Origin of the sequence: Cohaesibacter haloalkalitolerans, assembly GCF_003574655.1 — a bacterium.
GTDB lineage: Bacteria > Pseudomonadota > Alphaproteobacteria > Rhizobiales > Cohaesibacteraceae > Cohaesibacter > Cohaesibacter haloalkalitolerans.
In genome coordinates this window covers 173,826-190,091 of the sequence record NZ_QNUM01000005.1, presented here as the reverse complement: position 1 = coordinate 190,091, position 16,266 = coordinate 173,826, and the positions used below count along the sequence as shown (strand labels likewise).

Sequence of the window (16,266 nt, the reverse complement as noted above, 5' to 3'; positions counted from 1 at the left end):
ATTATTCTCCTTGCATCAAGTGGCGCTGTTCGCTGGCAAGGCCGTTGCTGGCCGACATACGGGCAACACGGTCCTGCAGCTGGGGGCTCAGAAATTCGGATCCCGACCGAAGATAGGCCGGATAGACGGGCAGTCGTTCCCTGAGCGAGAAGCCAGCCTTGTCACAGCTTGCGGCTAGTGCATCAATCTGCGGCCAGGCATGCTGGGGGTTGATGAAATCGATGGTGACCGGAGAAATCCCACCCCAGTCATTGATGCCAGCATCGAGATAGGCGATATGGCGGGCACTGAGATTGGGCGGAGCCTGCAGGCTGATCTCCGGGGCAAGGATGATGCGCGCAGCCGCGATGGTGCGCAGCATGTCCTCAAGGCTCGGCTCGGGGTGATTGGCCATGGCGATATCGGGCTTGGTCTGGAAATTCTGGATGATGACTTCCTGAATGTGACCGTGGCGCTTGTGGCTGTCATTGATAGCGTGGAGGGCCTCGATCCGCTCTTGCCACGTTTCGCCTATGCCAATCAGCAGGCCGGTGGTGAACGGCACCTTGTGCTCCCCTGCCCGTTCCAGCGTGCGCAACCGCTGCAAAGGCACCTTGTCCGGACAGGCATGGTGGGCCTCACCCTTGCCGGTCAGGCGGCGGGAAACGGTTTCGAGCATCATGCCCATGGAAACGGAAACGGGGCGGAGCCTTGCAAGTTCCTCGTCGCAGAGTGTGCCCGCGTTGACATGGGGCAGCATGGTGGTTTCTTCGAGAACCAGCGCGCACATGTCGGCCAGATAGTCCGTCATGCTCTGATAGCCAAGCAAAGCCAGCGCAGCCCTTGCCCGCTCATAGCGCAGTTCGGGCTTTTCCCCGAGGCTGAACAACAGTTCCTTGCAGCCCTTAGCCTCGCCCTTGCGGGCAGTGGCAAGAACCTGATCGGGCGACATGATGTTGGCATCCGGGTGATCGGGGTGCTTGACGAAGGTGCAATAGGCGCAGGTATCGCGGCACATGTTGGTCAGTGGCACGAAGGCCTTGCGCGAATAAGTCACGGTGCGGCCCCAGCGGGCATCGCGGATGACGCTTGCCCGCGCCATCAGGCCTGCCAGATCCGCCTTCTGCAGGTGGCGGGCCTGATCGTTGAGCTCCCGCGCCCCGGACGGCAAGCGTGCAGCGCTATCCGACATGACATCGGCGGATCGACTGTTGAGTTCGCTTTCTACCAGCATCCTGTTGCCTTTAGCGTTATGAAAACACCTGCCATTCGGGGCTGTCGTTTGCGCATTTGATGGCATTCCCAACGGAAAATCGGCGCAAAGGAACCCTGTTCGCGCCAAACGGTGTTTGCGCGGGGCAAGACATTTCCTTGAATTGTTCGGTTGCCTCGGAGTTGGCTCCGCCGAACAGGCCGGCGGGCCAGGGTCGTCACCCCGCCCCCGGCACAATGTCCGGAGGCGGAGAATGGGACGGGCCTATTTCAGGGCCAGATCAGTGATCTTGTGGGTCCATGCGCCTTCCGGTTCCTTGGAAATGACCGGAGCAGAACCGCCGCTCATCAGCGTCTTGACGGTACGCTCATAGTCGGCCGTATCCAGAGCGCCATTGGAACCGGCGGTCAGCTTTGCCACTTCGGCCATCATGCGCTTCTGGTGCTTTTCGGTCTGGGCACCGGTTTCGTCATATTCAAGCACGATATCTGCGGCTTCATCCGGGTTGGCTTCAGCGTATTTCCAGCCTTTCATGGACGCACGAACAAAGCGGACCAGCTTGTCGACTTCTTTCTCGTCAGCCAGCTTGTCTTCCAGCACATAGAGGCCGTCTTCCAGCGTAGCCACGCCCTGATCTTCATATTTGAAGGTGATCAGATCGTCGGCAGAGATACCGGCGTCGATGACCTGCCAATATTCGTTGTAGGTCATGGTGGAGATGCAGGCAGCCTGTTTCTGAAGCAGCGGATCAACATTGAAGCCCTGCTTGAGGACGGTCACGCCCTTGTCGCCGCCTTCGGTCGGAATACCGAGAATGCTCATCCAGCTCAGGAACGGATATTCGTTGCCAAAGAACCAGACACCAAGGGTCTTGCCGGGGAAGTCTTCAGGCGACTTGACGCCGCTTTCCTTGAGGCACGTCAGCATCATGCCCGAGGATTTGTAAGGCTGGGCAATGTTGACGAGCGGCAGGCCCTTTTCACGGGCAGCCAGAGCCGAAGGCATCCAGTCGACAACCACATCAGCGCCACCACCGGCCAGAATTTGGGTCGGGGCAATATCCGGACCGCCCGGCTTGATGGTGACATTGAGGTCCTCTGCCTCGTAATAGCCCTTTTCCAGAGCAACATAATAGCCGGCGAACTGGGCCTGCGTCACCCATTTCAGCTGAAGGGTAAAGTCATCTGCCGCGTTGGCTCCGGTGGCTGCAAAGATCGAGGCAGCTGCACATGCGCCAATCGCAATTTTCTTGAAAGTGTCTCTCATCTTCTATTCCCTTTGGTAGTCCGTAAAGGAGTATGGTTAAGGTGTTGCTTTGTTTTCTTTTGGTTATTGAATGGGGTCTTCTAGCCCCTTTGTGAGGGGTGCCAGAAGGTCACCCCTTTTTCGATTGCGGCCACCGCCCCGTAAAACAGGGAGCCAGCAATTGCCGCAACCGTGATTTCCGCCCAGACCATGTCGAGCCCAAGCTTGCCGACCTCAGTGGAGATGCGGAAGCCCATGCCGACGATGGGAGAGCCGAAGAACTCGGCAACGATCGCGCCGATCAGAGCCGAAGTGGTTGAAATCTTGAGACCGTTGAAAATGAACGGCATCGCGGCAGGCAACCGCAGCTTGAGCAAGGTGTCGGAATAGCTCGCCGCATAGGTCTTCATCAGATCGCGCTGCATGTGATCCGTGTCGGCCAGGCCCTGCACGCAGTTGACCAGCATCGGGAAGAAAACCATCACCACGACAACGGCGGCCTTGGATTGCCAGTCAAAGCCGAACCACATCACGAGGATCGGGGCAATGCCCACGATGGGCAGCGCGGCGACAAAGTTGCCAACCGGCAGCAGGCCCAGTTGCAGGAAGGGCACGCGGTCGATGAGGATCGCCGTCAGAAAGGCCGCACCACAGCCGATGATGTAGCCGCTGAGCGCCCCTTTGGCGAAGGTCTGCAGGAAGTCGAGCCAGAGGATATCGGTGGACGCGGCAAACCGCGTTGCGATGGCGGTCGGCGGCGGCAGGATGACGCCGGGAATATTCAGCCCGCGCACCAGCAGCTCCCAGGCGACAAGGATCGTCACCCCGAAAATGAATGGCACCAGAAAGCGCACCAGCAGCGTGTTGTGGGCCTTCGACCGGGAGAGTTTGACGTTGACCCATGAGGCCACAATCCAGATGACAAGTGCAGCAAGAACAAGGGTCATCGTACCATCCCCATTTTCTTCAGAACCGATTTTTCGGCAAGTCCCACGAGCGCCACGAGGCCTGCGGCCAGCAGGGCGGCGGCAAAGAGAGCGGCCCACATCTGGATGGTCTGGCCATAGTAGGAACCGGTCAGCAGCCGGGCACCCAACCCGCGAATGGCACCGGTTGGCAACTCGCCAACGATGGTGCCGACGAGCGAAGCGGCAATGCCCACTTTCATCGAAGTGAAGAGATAGGGCACGGAGGACGGCAGGCGCAACTTGTAGAAGGCGTCGCTTCTGGAGGCGTTGTAGGTTTTGAGCAGATCCAGCTGCATGTGATCGGGTGCCCTCAGCCCCTTCACCATACCGACCAGAACCGGGAAGAAGCTCAGATAGGCAGAGATGATCGCCTTGGGGATCAGCCCCTGGATGCCGACCGAGTTCAAGACCACGATGATCATTGGCGCAATTGCCAGAATGGGAATCGTCTGGGAAGCAATGGCCCATGGCATGACGCTCATGTCCATGGCGCGGATATAGATGATACCGACAGACAGCACGATTCCGAGCAGTGTGCCGACCACGAAGCCCAGCAGGGTCGCCTCAAGCGTGATCCAGCCGTGAAAGATCAGCGAGCGCTTGGAATTGACCTTCTTCATCACCGTGCTGTCCCACAGTTCCGCAGCCACCTGATGCGGTGCAGGCAGAACAGGACGCTCCTGTGCCCAGGTGTCCCTGACCAGATCGGAGAAGGACAGCTCCACCTTGGCGCGGGCGGCCTGATCATGGGCCCACTTGGCATTCATTTTGACAGCAGCGCTATACCAGAGCACCACGATCACCAGCACGACCGTGCAAACGGCAAAGAGCTTACGCATCGGCCGCTCCATCGCCATGACCGGCCCTAAGCCCCTCGCGGACGCGATGGGCGATGTCGATGAAGTCCTGACTGTCACGAATGGACAGCGGTCGTTCCTTTGGCAGGGTGCTCTCGATCACATCAGTGATGCGGCCCGGACGCGGGCTCATGACCACAATCTTGGTGGAGAGATAGACGGCTTCGGGGATGGAATGGGTGACGAAGCCGATGGTCTTGCCGGTGCTGGACCAGAGTTTCAAAAGCTGTTCGTTGAGGTGATCGCGGACGATCTCGTCAAGCGCTCCGAAGGGCTCGTCCATCAGCAGGATATCAGCATCGAACGACAGGGCCCGGGCAATCGACGCTCTTTGCTGCATGCCGCCCGACAGCTGCCATGGAAACTTGTTGCCAAAGCCTTCCAGATCCACCAGCTTGAGCACCCGTTCGACGCGCTCCTTCTGCTCGGCCTTGGTAAAGCCCATGATCTCCAGTGGCAGCTTGATGTTCCGGGCAATGGTCCGCCAAGGATAGAGCCCGGCAGCCTGAAAGACATAGCCATAGGCACGATCCTTTCGCGCCAGTTCTGGCGTGGTTCCATTGACCATCAGCTCACCCGATGTGGGATTTTCCAAAGCAGCGATGGCACGCAGAAAGGTCGTCTTGCCGCAGCCGGACGGGCCGATGAAACTGACAAAATCGCCCTTGTCTATTTGTAAATTGACATCCTTGAGCGCATGGACCGGCCCATCATTGGTCTGAAACGTCAGACAGAGGTCCTTGGCTGAGACCACATGGAAGTCGGAGTGCATCATCTTTGCTTGTTCCCGTTCGGATTGGCTGTTTGGTCATTCGGTTCCTGCGGATGCACCGTGCACCCGCAGAGAAATCTTGATTGGGCGGTCAGCCCCGCCGGGCCGATCAGACACCACTCGGCGGGATGCCTGCGCGGACGATCGGACGTGGCGAAACCAGTTCCTTCCAGGTGGACAGTGCCTTGTTGACCGCGCCATAGGGCTTGCGCGCCACGAACTGGCCGTGCCCTTCTTCGGTCTTCAGGGTGCTTTCCTCGACCACGACCTTGCCGCGAGACAAAGTGAAGCGCGGCAGCCCCGTGACTTCCTTGCCCTCGAAGACGCTATAATCGATGGACGAGACCTGGGTTGCTGCGGAAATGGTCTTCTTCAGCTTCGGATCCCAGACGACGATATCGGCGTCCGCCCCGACGAGGATGGCCCCCTTCTTCGGGTACATGTTGAGGATCTTGGCGATGTTGGTGGAGGTGACCGCCACGAACTCGTTCATCGTCAACCGGCCAGTACCGACGCCATAGGTCCAGAGCATCGGCAGACGGTCTTCTAGGCCGCCGGTGCCGTTCGGGATCTTGGTGAAATCACCAACGCCATAGCGTTTCTGGTCGGTCGTGAAGGCGCAGTGGTCGGTTGCCACGCAGGAAAGCGAGCCAGCCTGAAGACCTGCCCAGAGGCTGTCCTGATGCATCTTGTTGCGGAATGGAGGGCTCATGACGCGGCGGGCGGCGTGATCCCAATCCTTGTCAAAATACTCGCTTTCATCAAGGGTCAGATGCTGGATCAGCGGCTCGCCATAGACGCGCATGCCCTTCTGACGGGCACGACGGATGGCCTCGTGGGCCTGTTCGCAGGAGGTATGGACCACATAGAGCGGAACGCCAGCCATATCGGCCAGCATGATGGCGCGGTTGGTGGCTTCCCCTTCCACTTCCGGCGGGCGGGAATAGGCGTGCGCTTCCGGCCCGGTGTTGCCCTCGGACAGCAGCCTTGCAGACATGGAGGCAACCACGTCGCCATTCTCGGCATGGACAAGCGGCATGGCGCCAAGCTCGGCACAGCGCTGGAAGGAGGCAAACAGCTCGTCGTCGTTGACCATCAACGAACCCTTGTAGGCGAGGAAATGCTTGAAGGTGTTGATGCCCTTCTCGCGAACGACAGTTTCCATTTCCTCGAACACCTGCTTGTCCCACCAGGTGATTGCCATGTGGAAGGAATAGTCGCAGGTGGCGCGGGTCGACTTGTTGTCCCAGCGCATCAGGGCGTCCATCAGGCTCTGACCGGGATCGGGCAGACAGAAGTCGACGACCATCGTCGTACCGCCCGCCACCGCAGCGCGGGTGCCTGAAGAAAAGTCATCTGCCGAATAGGTGCCCATGAAAGGCATTTCCAGATGCACATGGGGATCGATACCGCCCGGCATGACATAGCAGCCGGTGGCGTCCAGAATTTCATCGCCGGAGAGATCGGGGCCGATTTCGGTGATGACACCGTTCTCGATTTTCACATCGGCTTCATAAGTCAGATCGGCGGTGACAACAGTACCACCCTTAATCACTTTGCTCATGTTGCTGTTCCCTTCAAGTTTCATGCCAAGAAGCGGGCACCGGACACAGTTCGGGCGTTCCCGGTAAGCGAACGATCAGCCTCTTGCCTTGGTGTCTTGAACTCCGACAAGTAGCGGGTGCCTCTGGCGGAGTGTTTGTCTTGTCTGGTAATTGCCGGGCCGGATACCATCGGGCTTTGTGCCCTGTTCTTGGATCGGGTATCCGTGCCCCTTGTCTTGTCGCCGTTCGGCGTCTTGTCCTGATCGCTACTCGACGATCTCGGCCGTTTCCAGAACCGCCTGCAGCAGCACGTCTGCCCCTGCTGTAGCCCACTCCTTGGAAATTTCCTCGGCTTCATTGTGCGAGAGGCCATCGACGCACGGACACATGATCATGGTCGTGGGAGCGACCTTTGCAGCCCAGCATGCGTCATGGCCAGCACCGGAGACGATATCCATGTGCGAGTAGCCAAGATCGATGGCGGCGTTACGGACCCGCTCGACAAGCGTCGGATCGAAGGTCACCGGATCGAACTGGCCGACCTGCTCCACCGAGCAGCCGACGCCCAGCTCTTCACAAATGACAGCAGCCTTTTCCTTGATGGCATCGCGCATGCCGTTGAGTTTTTCGATGTCAACGGTGCGGATATCTACCGTAAAGACCACCGTTCCGGGCAGTACGTTGCGCGAGTTCGGCGAGAAGGTCACCTGACCGACACCTCCAACTGCGTTCGGCTGGGCTGCCATGGTCACGTCCTGCACCATTTCGAAGATGCGGGCCATGGCCAGACCAGCGTTGACGCGCATGGCCATCGGCGTGGAGCCGGTATGGGCTTCTTTGCCGGTCAGGGTGAATTCCAGCCACCACAGACCCTGACAATGGGTTACGACGCCGATTTCCTTGTTTTCGGCTTCAAGGATCGGACCCTGCTCGATGTGATATTCGAAATAGGCGTGCATCTTGCGCGCGCCAACCTCTTCGTCCCCAACCCAGTTGATGCGTTTCAGCTCGTCACCATAGGTCTTGCCTTCCAGATCCTTGCGGCCATAGGCATAGTCGAGCGAATGCACCCCGGCAAAGACACCGGATGCCAGCATCGGCGGCGAGAAGCGCCCGCCCTCTTCGTTGGCCCAGTTGGTCACGACAATCGGGTGTTTGGTCTTGATGTCGGCATCGTTGAGCATGCGCACCAGTTCCAGCGCAGACAGCACCCCGAGCACGCCGTCATATTTGCCGCCGGTTGGCTGGGTATCAAGGTGTGAGCCGACATAGACCGGCAACGCATCGGGATCGGTTCCCGGACGGGTCATGAACATGGAGCCCATCTTGTCGACACCCATGGTAAGACCAGCTTCTTCGCACCATTTCTGGAACAGCGCACGCCCCTCGGCGTCCTCATCGGTCAGGGTTTGACGATTGTTGCCACCGGCAACACCCGGTCCGATTTTTGCCATGTCCATCAGAGACTGCCAAAGACGGTCTCCATCCACTCGCAGATTCTTCTTCATGATCCGGTTCCCCTGTCATAGGTCATTTGCCCAAAGGGCTATTCTGGAAGTGCACCCGCCGGTTTTCCGGTCTGCCAGTGCCGAAATTCATTCTTCACACCAGGCGCGCAAGGCCCAGCCGCTCCCCTAGCTCGGAAAGGTAAACACAGCGCCCTCGGACAATCCCTCGGGCCAGCGCGTCGTGGTGGTCTTCAATTTGGTATAGAAATGGATGGCTTCCGGCCCATAGATGCCGTGAGAGCCGAAACTTGAGCGTTTCCAGCCGCCGAAGGAATGGAAGGCCACGGGCACCGGAATGGGCACGTTGATACCGACCATGCCGACCTCGATCTGGCTGGAGAATTTGCGGGCAGCGTCGCCGTTGCGCGTGAAGATCGCGGTCCCGTTGCCATATTCGTGGACATTGATCAGCTCGACCGCGCTCTCGAAACTCTGAGGTGCCATGACAGACAGCACCGGCCCGAAAATTTCGGTCTTGTAGATGTCCATTTCCGGGGTCACCCTGTCAAACAGGGTGCCGCCGACAAAATAGCCTCCCTCGTAGCCCTGCAGGGCAAAGGCGCGACCGTCAACCACCAGATCCGCGCCCTGCTCAACGCCACTGTCGATCAGCCCGACAATGCGCTTCTTGGCGTCTGCGGTGATGACGGGACCCATCTCGGCGGTCTCGTCACTTGAAGGACCGATCCTCAGGGCCTCTACCTTTGGCTTGAGGCTGGAGATGAGTCTCGTTGCCGTTTCCTCTCCGATGGGAACAGCGACCGACACGGCCATGCACCGCTCACCGGCCGAGCCGAAAGCGGCACCCATCAGGGCGTCGGCGGCCTGATCCATGTCGGCATCGGGCATGATGATCATGTGGTTCTTGGCTCCGCCCAGAGCCTGCACTCGCTTGGCACTGTCGGTGCCACGGCGGTAGACATATTCGGCAATCGGGGTCGAGCCGACAAAGCTCACGGCCTTGACATCGGGATGATCGAGCAGGCAGTCAACGGCACTCTTGTCGCCATGCACCACGTTGATCACGCCTTCTGGCAAACCGGCTTCCACCAGCAATTCGCAAACGAAGTTGGCAGCAGACGGATCCCGTTCGGAAGGCTTCAGCACGAAGGTGTTGCCACAGGCAATCGCCATGGGGAACATCCACATCGGCACCATGGCCGGAAAGTTGAAGGGGGTAATACCCGCCACGACACCAAGCGGCTGACGCTCCGAATGGGTGTCGATACCAGTGCCGACGTTGCGAGAGAACTCGCCCTTCAGAAGATGCGGGGCACCACAGGCAAACTCGATCACTTCAAGGGCGCGGGCCACTTCGCCCAGGGCATCATCATGGGTCTTGCCATGTTCACGGCTGATCTCGCGGGCAATGTCGTCTGCCCGTTCGCGCACCAGCGCCTGAAAGGCAAACATGACACGGGCCCGCCTGGCTGGAGGCGTGGCCGCCCAGCCGGGCAAAGCTGCCTTCGCCGCAGCAACCGCTGCATTGACTTCGGCATCGCTCGACAGGCCCAGCGTCGCAATCTGTTCGCCGGTGGCCGGGTTGAAAATTGCCGATGTGCGCCCGGAAACCGAAGCGACCTTTTTTCCCTTGATGATATTGTTGACGTGATACATCACGTTTCCCCTCGCCTCTGTTTGCGCCCCGTGTTCCCCTTGGGTGCCATTTGCCGAGTGCGGTTTGGCGGTGCATTTTATTTTGCGATTTTTTTTGCCAAACGCCTCTTTCGTGGTAAGAACGCTTGCATTATCCGCACGATCGGTCAATATTTTTTCTGCACGATCGGTCAGCTTTTTGAGTGTTTGCAAAATATTGGTGCAACTGCTCAAAAAACGAACAAGAAAAGTCAAAAATTGATGCAGGCAACTTTGTGCATGGAAGCGTTTATCTACAGGCCCAACACTAAAGTTCTTGTGATCGAAAAATAACTAAACTACCCGCACAGACTAACCAGACAGGCAAGTTCATGAGACCCCAGCAATACACGAAACAACAAAAAAACAGGGCACAGAATACCGAGAAAATATTGTCTGCTGCGGAAATAGTTTTCGCTCAGTTTGGTTATAATGGCGCCTCAATCAGTCGTATTGCAGAAGAAGCCGGTCTACCCAAGTCCAACGTGGTTTATTACTTTTCGACCAAAGAGTTACTATACCGCACGGTCGTGGAAGACATCTTCAATGTCTGGCGTGCGGCGGCCGATGAAATCGTCGAGGAAGCCGACCCGAGAGAGGCGCTTGGCAGCTACATCGACACCAAGATGGAACTGGCCAGAACGCGTCCCTATGGCTCGATGGTCTGGGCCAACGAAATCATTCAGGGCGCCCCTATCGTGCAGGACTATCTGGAAACCGAACTGCGGTCATGGACCGAAGAGCGGGTCAATGTGATTCACAAATGGATTGCTGCCGGCAAGATTCGCCCGATCAGCCCCAAACACCTGCTCTTCACCATCTGGGCAACCACGCAGCATTACGCCGATTTCAAGCATCAGATCTCGACGCTCAACGAGGGCAGCGATCTCAATGACGAGCAGTGGGAAGAAACCAAACAGGCAGTCAAGGAACTGTTGCTGTTTGGCATCTGTCACTAGCTTTAGCAGCCGGGTTTCTCAGGGCTGGATCTTTCAGGACCGGGGCCCCCTGCGGGTGCCATAATCAAGTTCGGCAGTCTTGGGTCCGAAGATCTTCAGAGGCTCGGGAGCATCAAACGGGTCGAGATGGATCTCGATGAAGGAGGCACAATCCGCCTTCCCGCATGCCGCAAGAGCGGCAACCAGTTCCCCTTCGGTCGAAACCGATGCGGTGAATGACTCAACGCCGGGTGCGAACACCTTCATGAGGGCCGTATAGTCCCAGTTGGCGACGTCATTGTAGCTGGCTTTCATGCCCTGAATATAGCGCTCGATGGTATAGCCGCGGTTGTTGATCAGGAAGATGATCGGCTTCAACCCTTCCCGCAAGACGGTAGAAAGCTCCTGCACGGTGAGCTGGAACGAGCCATCACCGATGAACAGGATCTGCCGCCGGTCAGGCGCAGCCATCATCGAGCCGAGCAGCGCGGGCAGCGTGTAGCCAATGGCCCCCCAGACCATCTGGGAGAGATAGCTGACCCCAGCGGGCAGCCGGACGCTGGTCATCGCGATATTGGACGTTCCGTTTTCCGCCAGAATCACGTCGCCTTCTTCAAAAAAGCCTTCCATGATGGGCCAGAAGCGCTTTTGTGTCAGGGCGAGATCTGGCTCGATGGTCACCGGTTCGCCACCATGAGCCTCAAGTCTCACGACCGACTCAGGGCGCGCATCAATGCTGTCGACCAGCCCGTTGATCAACTCCTCGGCCATCACTCCTTCAAACACCTCGCCACCGACGGTGACGCTGTGACCGCGGATTGAAACGATCCTTTCTGCTGGCATCTGGTCGATGAACTGCAGGGTACTGGCTTCAACGAAGCTCGGAGCCGTCACGAACAGGCAATCTGATTTTTCGATGATATCACGCACATGCGGGGCGGAGGCGGCACCGTTGTAGATGCCTGCAAACAAGGAAGACGCTTCGCTGAGAATCGCCTTGCCGGAGCGAAAGGAAGCGTAGGGAATCCGGTATTTTTCAACCAGTCGCACAAGGGCGTCGGCGTAGCCGGTGCGGTCAACATCCATGTCGATCAGCACCGCAGGACGCCTGGCGTTTTCCAGATACTGCCTGACCAGAGCGATGGCGCTCTCGATACGTTCGCTGTCACTTTCCGGCATCGCCAGATTCAGCGGCTGGGTTGGCGCGTCGATCATGAGATAAGAAATATTGGACGGGATCTGGATGAACACCGGCTGCCGTTCAATCCAGCAGATGCTCAGGATCCGGTCGATCTCGAAGGCTGCATTGGCCGGGGTCAGACGGGTCTGCGCGACAGTGAATTCGCGCACGCTGTTCATGACATTGTCAAAGTTACCCTCAGCCAGCGAATGATGAATCCTGAGATGGCCTTCCATGGCGTAGAGCGGCGGCGCACCGGAGATGAACACAATGGGCACATTCTCCGCGCAGGCACCGGCGACGCCGCACAGGGCAGACAGGTCGCCCACGCCGTAGGTGGTGATCATCGCCGCAATCCGGTTGAGCCGGGCATAGCCATCGGCGGCATAGGCCGAGTTCAGTTCGTTGCAGTTGCCCACGAAGGTGAGGCCTTCGACATCCTCGATCTGATCGAGCATTTGCAGGGTGAAATCGCCGGGTACGCCGAACACATGCCCGATTCCCATTTCCTTCAAACGCGTGAAAAGATAGTTGCCAATGCTCGTCTTCATGGTTGCTCTCGGCCTCAAAGCTGGTTCTGTTACAAATGCTTAGTGATTATCTAGCCAGAACGGCTGAAGCGATCATGGCCACTGGAGGCTGATTTGTCCAGAACCATTCGATCGCTTCAACGCCTTGATCAACGAGCCTGTTCTAAGAGGCAACGGACTGCAGAAGAGCCTCCACATGAGCGGGTCCGGTCGGGCGAATACCGTTCGGGTTGAGCGCCTTGATGGAGTAGTAGCCTCGGGTGATGTGATCCATGTTGACGGTTTCGACAACACCCGGGAGACGCAGGATGCGCTCCATGTAGGCTGACAGCTGCGGATAGTCCTTGATCTGCTTGCGGTTGGTCTTGAACAGGCCATGGTAGGCTGCATCAAAGCGGATCAGGGTCACGAAAGTGCGGATATCCGTCTCGGTGAAGCGATCCCCGAAGATGAAGCCGCCATCGAGACGGGCTTCCAGCATGTCGAGCGTTTCGAACACCCCGTCAACGGCCTCGTCATAAGCGGCCTGGGTTGTCGCGAACCCGGCCTTGTAGACCCCGTTGTTGAGCTTGTCGTAGATGACCGGATTGAGTGCGTCGATTTCCTCGTGAAGGTCTTCGGGATAAAGACGCACATCAGACGGTATCATGTGCTCGAAAGCAGTGTCGAACATCCGGACGATATCGGCGCTCTCGTTGTTGACCATGACATTGCGCTTCATGTCCCACAACACGGGCACCGTGGCCCTGCCGGAAAAATGCGGGTCGGCGCGGGTGTAAAGCTCGTGGATATAGGTGGCGACAAACAATGGATCTTCATCCGCACCGGCGTAGCCACCGAAGGCCCAGCCCTGATCGGTCATGGTCGGGTTGACGACGGTAACCGGGATGATCTCCTCAAGGCCTTTGAGCTTGCGGGCAATCAGGGTGCGGGATGCCCATGGGCAGATGAGCGCCACATAGAGGCGATAGCGTCCGGCCTCTGCTTCAAAGCCCCCTTCCCCGGTTGGACCAGGAGCACCGTCCGGCGTGATCCAGTTGCGGAAACTTGAGGTCTGGCGCACGAAGCGTCCGTCCTTGTCGGATTTCTGTACGGGCTCCCAGTCCTTTGTCCATTTTCCATCGATCAGCATGGTCGTCTCCTGTCTTTCTTTGTTCTCTCTGTTTTTGTTATGGTTGTGTCGTGTTACGGCCTTCAGGCGCTGTGGAAGATGAACGAGCGCATCGAGACCGAACCAAGATCGATCGACTCGGTCATGAAGGTCAGATCGTCCCGTTCGTCGGAAGCCCCGGCGATGGTCAGGGCCGGCAGATAGTGGTCTACCGTTGGATGGGCCATGCGCAGCAGGGACCCGAGCTGTTGCGTATCAGCCAGCGCGCCGTAGTCACGTTCGGACAGCTTGTCGGTGAACAGCTTGTCGAATTCCAGCGCAAAGTCCTGTGCCTTGCCGCCCCAGCGCATGGCGCGCAGGTTGTGCACCACATTGCCGGACCCGAGGATCAGCACGCCCCGCTCACGCAGCTGGGCAAGCGTCTTGCCGATTTCCATATGCCACTTGAGCGGCTTGGTCATGTCAATCGACAGCTGGAACACCGGCACGTCGGCTTCGGGATAGAGATGCGTCAGAACCGACCATGCGCCATGGTCAAGGCCCCAGCGATCATCTTCCTCGGCGTGATGGCTGGCCAGAATGGCCACCACATCGCGTGCAAGGGCAGGATCGCCATGAGCCGGATACTGCTGGGCGAACAGCTCATCGGGGAAGCCGTAGAAGTCATGAATGGTCTTTGGCAGCTTGGAGACATCAACCAGCGTCGAGCCCTGCGTCATCCAGTGGGCGGAGACCACGAGAATGGCCTGTGGGCGCGGCAGGCTCTTCCCAAGCTGGCTCCAGCTCTTGCTGTAGACATTGTCCTCGATGGCGTTCATCGGGTTGCCATGGCCAAGAAAGACCAACGGCATGCGGTCGGATGCCTTCAGACTGTCGCGAAGGCTATTAAGGGAATGGGTCACGCTCATCGTCTTTCTCCTTTGATACGAATTTCCATGCTGCTTCTTGTGATTGGCGGGAGCCAATTGCCCGGCTCCCTGCCTGCTGGTTTGGATTTTTATTATTGTTATTGTTCTTATTGTTGTTTCAAATCTTGGGCCGATGGTTGATCGGCCACTCCGGTGCGGGGGGCCGGATTATTCAGACAGCCACTTCGGAGCGATCTGCGTGCCGTAGCCCAGGATATAACCGAAGTTGATGTTCAGGTAGCCGAGCGGCTCGAGGTAGCGGGCGTTGGAAAGCGGACCTGCGTCTTTTGGTTCCAGGCCGATTTCTGCGGCCAGATCCTTGACGGCAGCCCGTGCGGCTTCATCGTCGGAAGCAACAAACGTCTGCAGGGCTTCGCCGTTCAGTTTCAGGCCGGATGCATAATGCTGGGCGAACACCGTATTGAACGCCTTGACCACCTTGGCGGCCGGAGCCAGCTTTGCCAGTTCTTCGGCAGCAGAGCTGTTGAAACCAACCTGCAGGCCGGAGAAGTCGTCGGTGATCGGGTTGGACACGTCGACAATGATCTTGCCAGCAAAATCAGCTTCGGCGACAACAGCCTTGGAGGCGGCGAACGGGGTGGCCAGGATGACCAGATCAGCAGCTGCGACGGCCGGGCTCAGTTCGCTCACGGCGACATTCAAGCCCTGTTCCTTGAGTTTTGCGGCAGCGGCGGCGCCATTCTGAGCATCAACGATGGAGATGCTGTGGCTGGTTTTTGCCAGTACGCTTGCCAGACCGGATCCGATGTTACCTGCGCCTACGATTGCAATGTTCATTGTATTCACTCCTTGTTTTTGTTGCCGTCTGTTTTCTGGTTTGGAAGGCGGCTTGTTTCGTCTGAAGTGAATATGGACTTTTCCCTCTAGGAATGAAATGGACATTATATTGAATAACTATCTCCAATTCATTCCCAAATGAATATCCTCAGAAGGGACTGTTTGTCTTGATGTCATCAAGGGCAAAATCGATGATGGCCCTCACCTTGCGCGGTAGCACCGTACCATCGAGATAGACAGCGCTGAGGGGCGTTGACAGGCCCTGATAATTGCCAAGCAGCTGCACGAGCCTGCCCTCGGCCAGATCATCGGCCACGATGAATCGCGGACAATAGGCTATCGCATCGCCCGCCACGGCCCAGTCGCGGGCCACCTTGGCGCTGTTGACCACGAAGCGCCGCTTGACCACAACATCAATGGTCTTGTCGCCCTGCACAAAGCCCCAGCGGGTGGGATCGCGCCGGTTCGCATCGACCATGCAGATATGATCCAGTAGATCATTGGGTTCACTGGGCTCTCCATGCTTGCTGATATAGTCTGGCGATGCGACGATGGCCGATCCCATATCGCCCAGCTTTCGCATCTTCAGAGACGAGACGCTGGGGGTGCCAATGCGGAAGGCGAGATCGATGCCATCTCTGGCCAGATCGACATAGGCATCGTTGAGGCGAAGGTCGACATTCATCTGCGGATGGTTGCCAATGAAACGGCGGATCATGTCGCCAACATAGATTTCACCGAAAGACACTGGAGCGGAAATACGCACGAGGCCGGAAAGACCGCGGGATTCTTCGCGCACCGATCCGATCAGGTCGTCCAGTTCGTCAAGCAGGGCCGGAGCACGCAACAGGAGATCCTCCCCCACCGGGGTCAGCCCGACCTTGCGCGTGGTTCTCTGCAACAGTCGAGCGCCGATCCTGGCTTCCAGCTCGGCGACATATTTGGACGTCAGCCGGTTGGAAATCCCCATGCGTTCCGCCGCATCGGTGAATGAGCCGGTTTGCGCAGTGGCAACAAAGGCCTTCAAGCCATCAACAAGATCCATGACAAATTTCCTTTCGCAACAGCTGGTACTGGGGA

15 protein-coding genes are annotated in these 16,266 nt (G+C 58.0%); 2 read left to right on the top strand and 13 right to left on the bottom strand.

Annotated elements, in window-relative coordinates; all coding sequences use genetic code 11:
* Position 1 precedes the first annotated feature (1 nt).
* From cofG to DSL70_RS13950, 8 genes are all read right to left on the bottom strand, one after another.
* Complete coding sequence (cofG, locus tag DSL70_RS13985) at positions 2-1,213, bottom strand: 7,8-didemethyl-8-hydroxy-5-deazariboflavin synthase CofG (protein ID WP_205563267.1); 1,212 nt, start codon at positions 1,211-1,213, stop codon at positions 2-4.
* Positions 1,214-1,456: 243 nt separating this feature from the next.
* A complete protein-coding gene (locus tag DSL70_RS13980) occupies positions 1,457-2,458 on the bottom strand; it encodes an ABC transporter substrate-binding protein (RefSeq protein ID WP_119308563.1) in 1,002 nt (333 codons plus the stop codon).
* 80 nt (positions 2,459-2,538) lie between these two features.
* Positions 2,539-3,384, bottom strand: coding sequence for an ABC transporter permease (locus DSL70_RS13975; protein WP_119308562.1), 846 nt, complete (start codon positions 3,382-3,384; stop codon positions 2,539-2,541).
* Positions 3,381-4,244, bottom strand: coding sequence for an ABC transporter permease (locus DSL70_RS13970; protein ID WP_119308561.1), 864 nt, complete (start codon positions 4,242-4,244; stop codon positions 3,381-3,383). The genes DSL70_RS13975 and DSL70_RS13970 overlap by 4 nt, the downstream gene beginning before the upstream one ends.
* Complete coding sequence (locus tag DSL70_RS13965) at positions 4,237-5,037, bottom strand: ABC transporter ATP-binding protein (protein WP_119308560.1); 801 nt, start codon at positions 5,035-5,037, stop codon at positions 4,237-4,239. Before DSL70_RS13965 ends, DSL70_RS13970 begins: the two co-directional genes overlap by 8 nt.
* Positions 5,038-5,143: 106 nt before the next feature.
* Positions 5,144-6,598, bottom strand: a complete 1,455-nt coding sequence (gene hydA, locus DSL70_RS13960; protein ID WP_119308559.1) for a dihydropyrimidinase — start codon at positions 6,596-6,598, stop codon at positions 5,144-5,146.
* Between the two features lie 246 nt (positions 6,599-6,844).
* The gene (locus tag DSL70_RS13955; protein WP_119308558.1) at positions 6,845-8,086 is read right to left on the bottom strand and encodes a Zn-dependent hydrolase; all 1,242 of its coding nucleotides are present in this window, start codon (positions 8,084-8,086) and stop codon (positions 6,845-6,847) included.
* 126 nt (positions 8,087-8,212) lie between these two features.
* Complete coding sequence (locus DSL70_RS13950; RefSeq protein ID WP_119308557.1) at positions 8,213-9,703, bottom strand: CoA-acylating methylmalonate-semialdehyde dehydrogenase; 1,491 nt, start codon at positions 9,701-9,703, stop codon at positions 8,213-8,215.
* Here DSL70_RS13950 and DSL70_RS13945 point away from each other — a divergent pair.
* Together DSL70_RS13945 and DSL70_RS13940 are read left to right on the top strand one after the other, a co-directional pair.
* Entirely contained in the window at positions 9,695-10,015 is a 321-nt protein-coding gene (locus DSL70_RS13945; protein ID WP_162916702.1) for a hypothetical protein, read from the top strand. The two genes, DSL70_RS13950 and DSL70_RS13945, sit on opposite strands and share 9 nt — an antisense overlap.
* 98 nt (positions 10,016-10,113) lie before the next feature.
* Complete coding sequence (locus DSL70_RS13940) at positions 10,114-10,680, top strand: TetR family transcriptional regulator C-terminal domain-containing protein (protein WP_245418213.1); 567 nt, start codon at positions 10,114-10,116, stop codon at positions 10,678-10,680.
* Positions 10,681-10,713: 33 nt separating this feature from the next.
* Here the strand turns inward: DSL70_RS13940 and DSL70_RS13935 are convergent, their stop codons facing one another.
* From DSL70_RS13935 to DSL70_RS13915, 5 genes are all read right to left on the bottom strand, one after another.
* Positions 10,714-12,390 carry an alpha-keto acid decarboxylase family protein gene (locus DSL70_RS13935; RefSeq protein ID WP_119308554.1) on the bottom strand — a complete coding sequence of 559 codons (1,677 nt, stop codon included), beginning with the start codon at positions 12,388-12,390 and terminating at the stop codon, positions 10,714-10,716.
* 142 nt (positions 12,391-12,532) lie between these two features.
* Positions 12,533-13,501, bottom strand: coding sequence for a glutathione S-transferase family protein (locus tag DSL70_RS13930; RefSeq protein ID WP_119308553.1), 969 nt, complete (start codon positions 13,499-13,501; stop codon positions 12,533-12,535).
* A gap of 62 nt (positions 13,502-13,563) precedes the next feature.
* Positions 13,564-14,388 carry a 4,5-DOPA-extradiol-dioxygenase gene (ygiD, locus tag DSL70_RS13925; protein ID WP_119308552.1) on the bottom strand — a complete coding sequence of 275 codons (825 nt, stop codon included), beginning with the start codon at positions 14,386-14,388 and terminating at the stop codon, positions 13,564-13,566.
* 168 nt (positions 14,389-14,556) lie between these two features.
* A complete protein-coding gene (locus tag DSL70_RS13920; protein WP_119308551.1) occupies positions 14,557-15,291 on the bottom strand; it encodes an NADPH-dependent F420 reductase in 735 nt (244 codons plus the stop codon).
* A 43-nt stretch (positions 15,292-15,334) separates the two neighbouring features.
* Complete coding sequence (locus DSL70_RS13915; protein ID WP_119308550.1) at positions 15,335-16,231, bottom strand: LysR family transcriptional regulator; 897 nt, start codon at positions 16,229-16,231, stop codon at positions 15,335-15,337.
* Positions 16,232-16,266 lie beyond the last annotated feature (35 nt).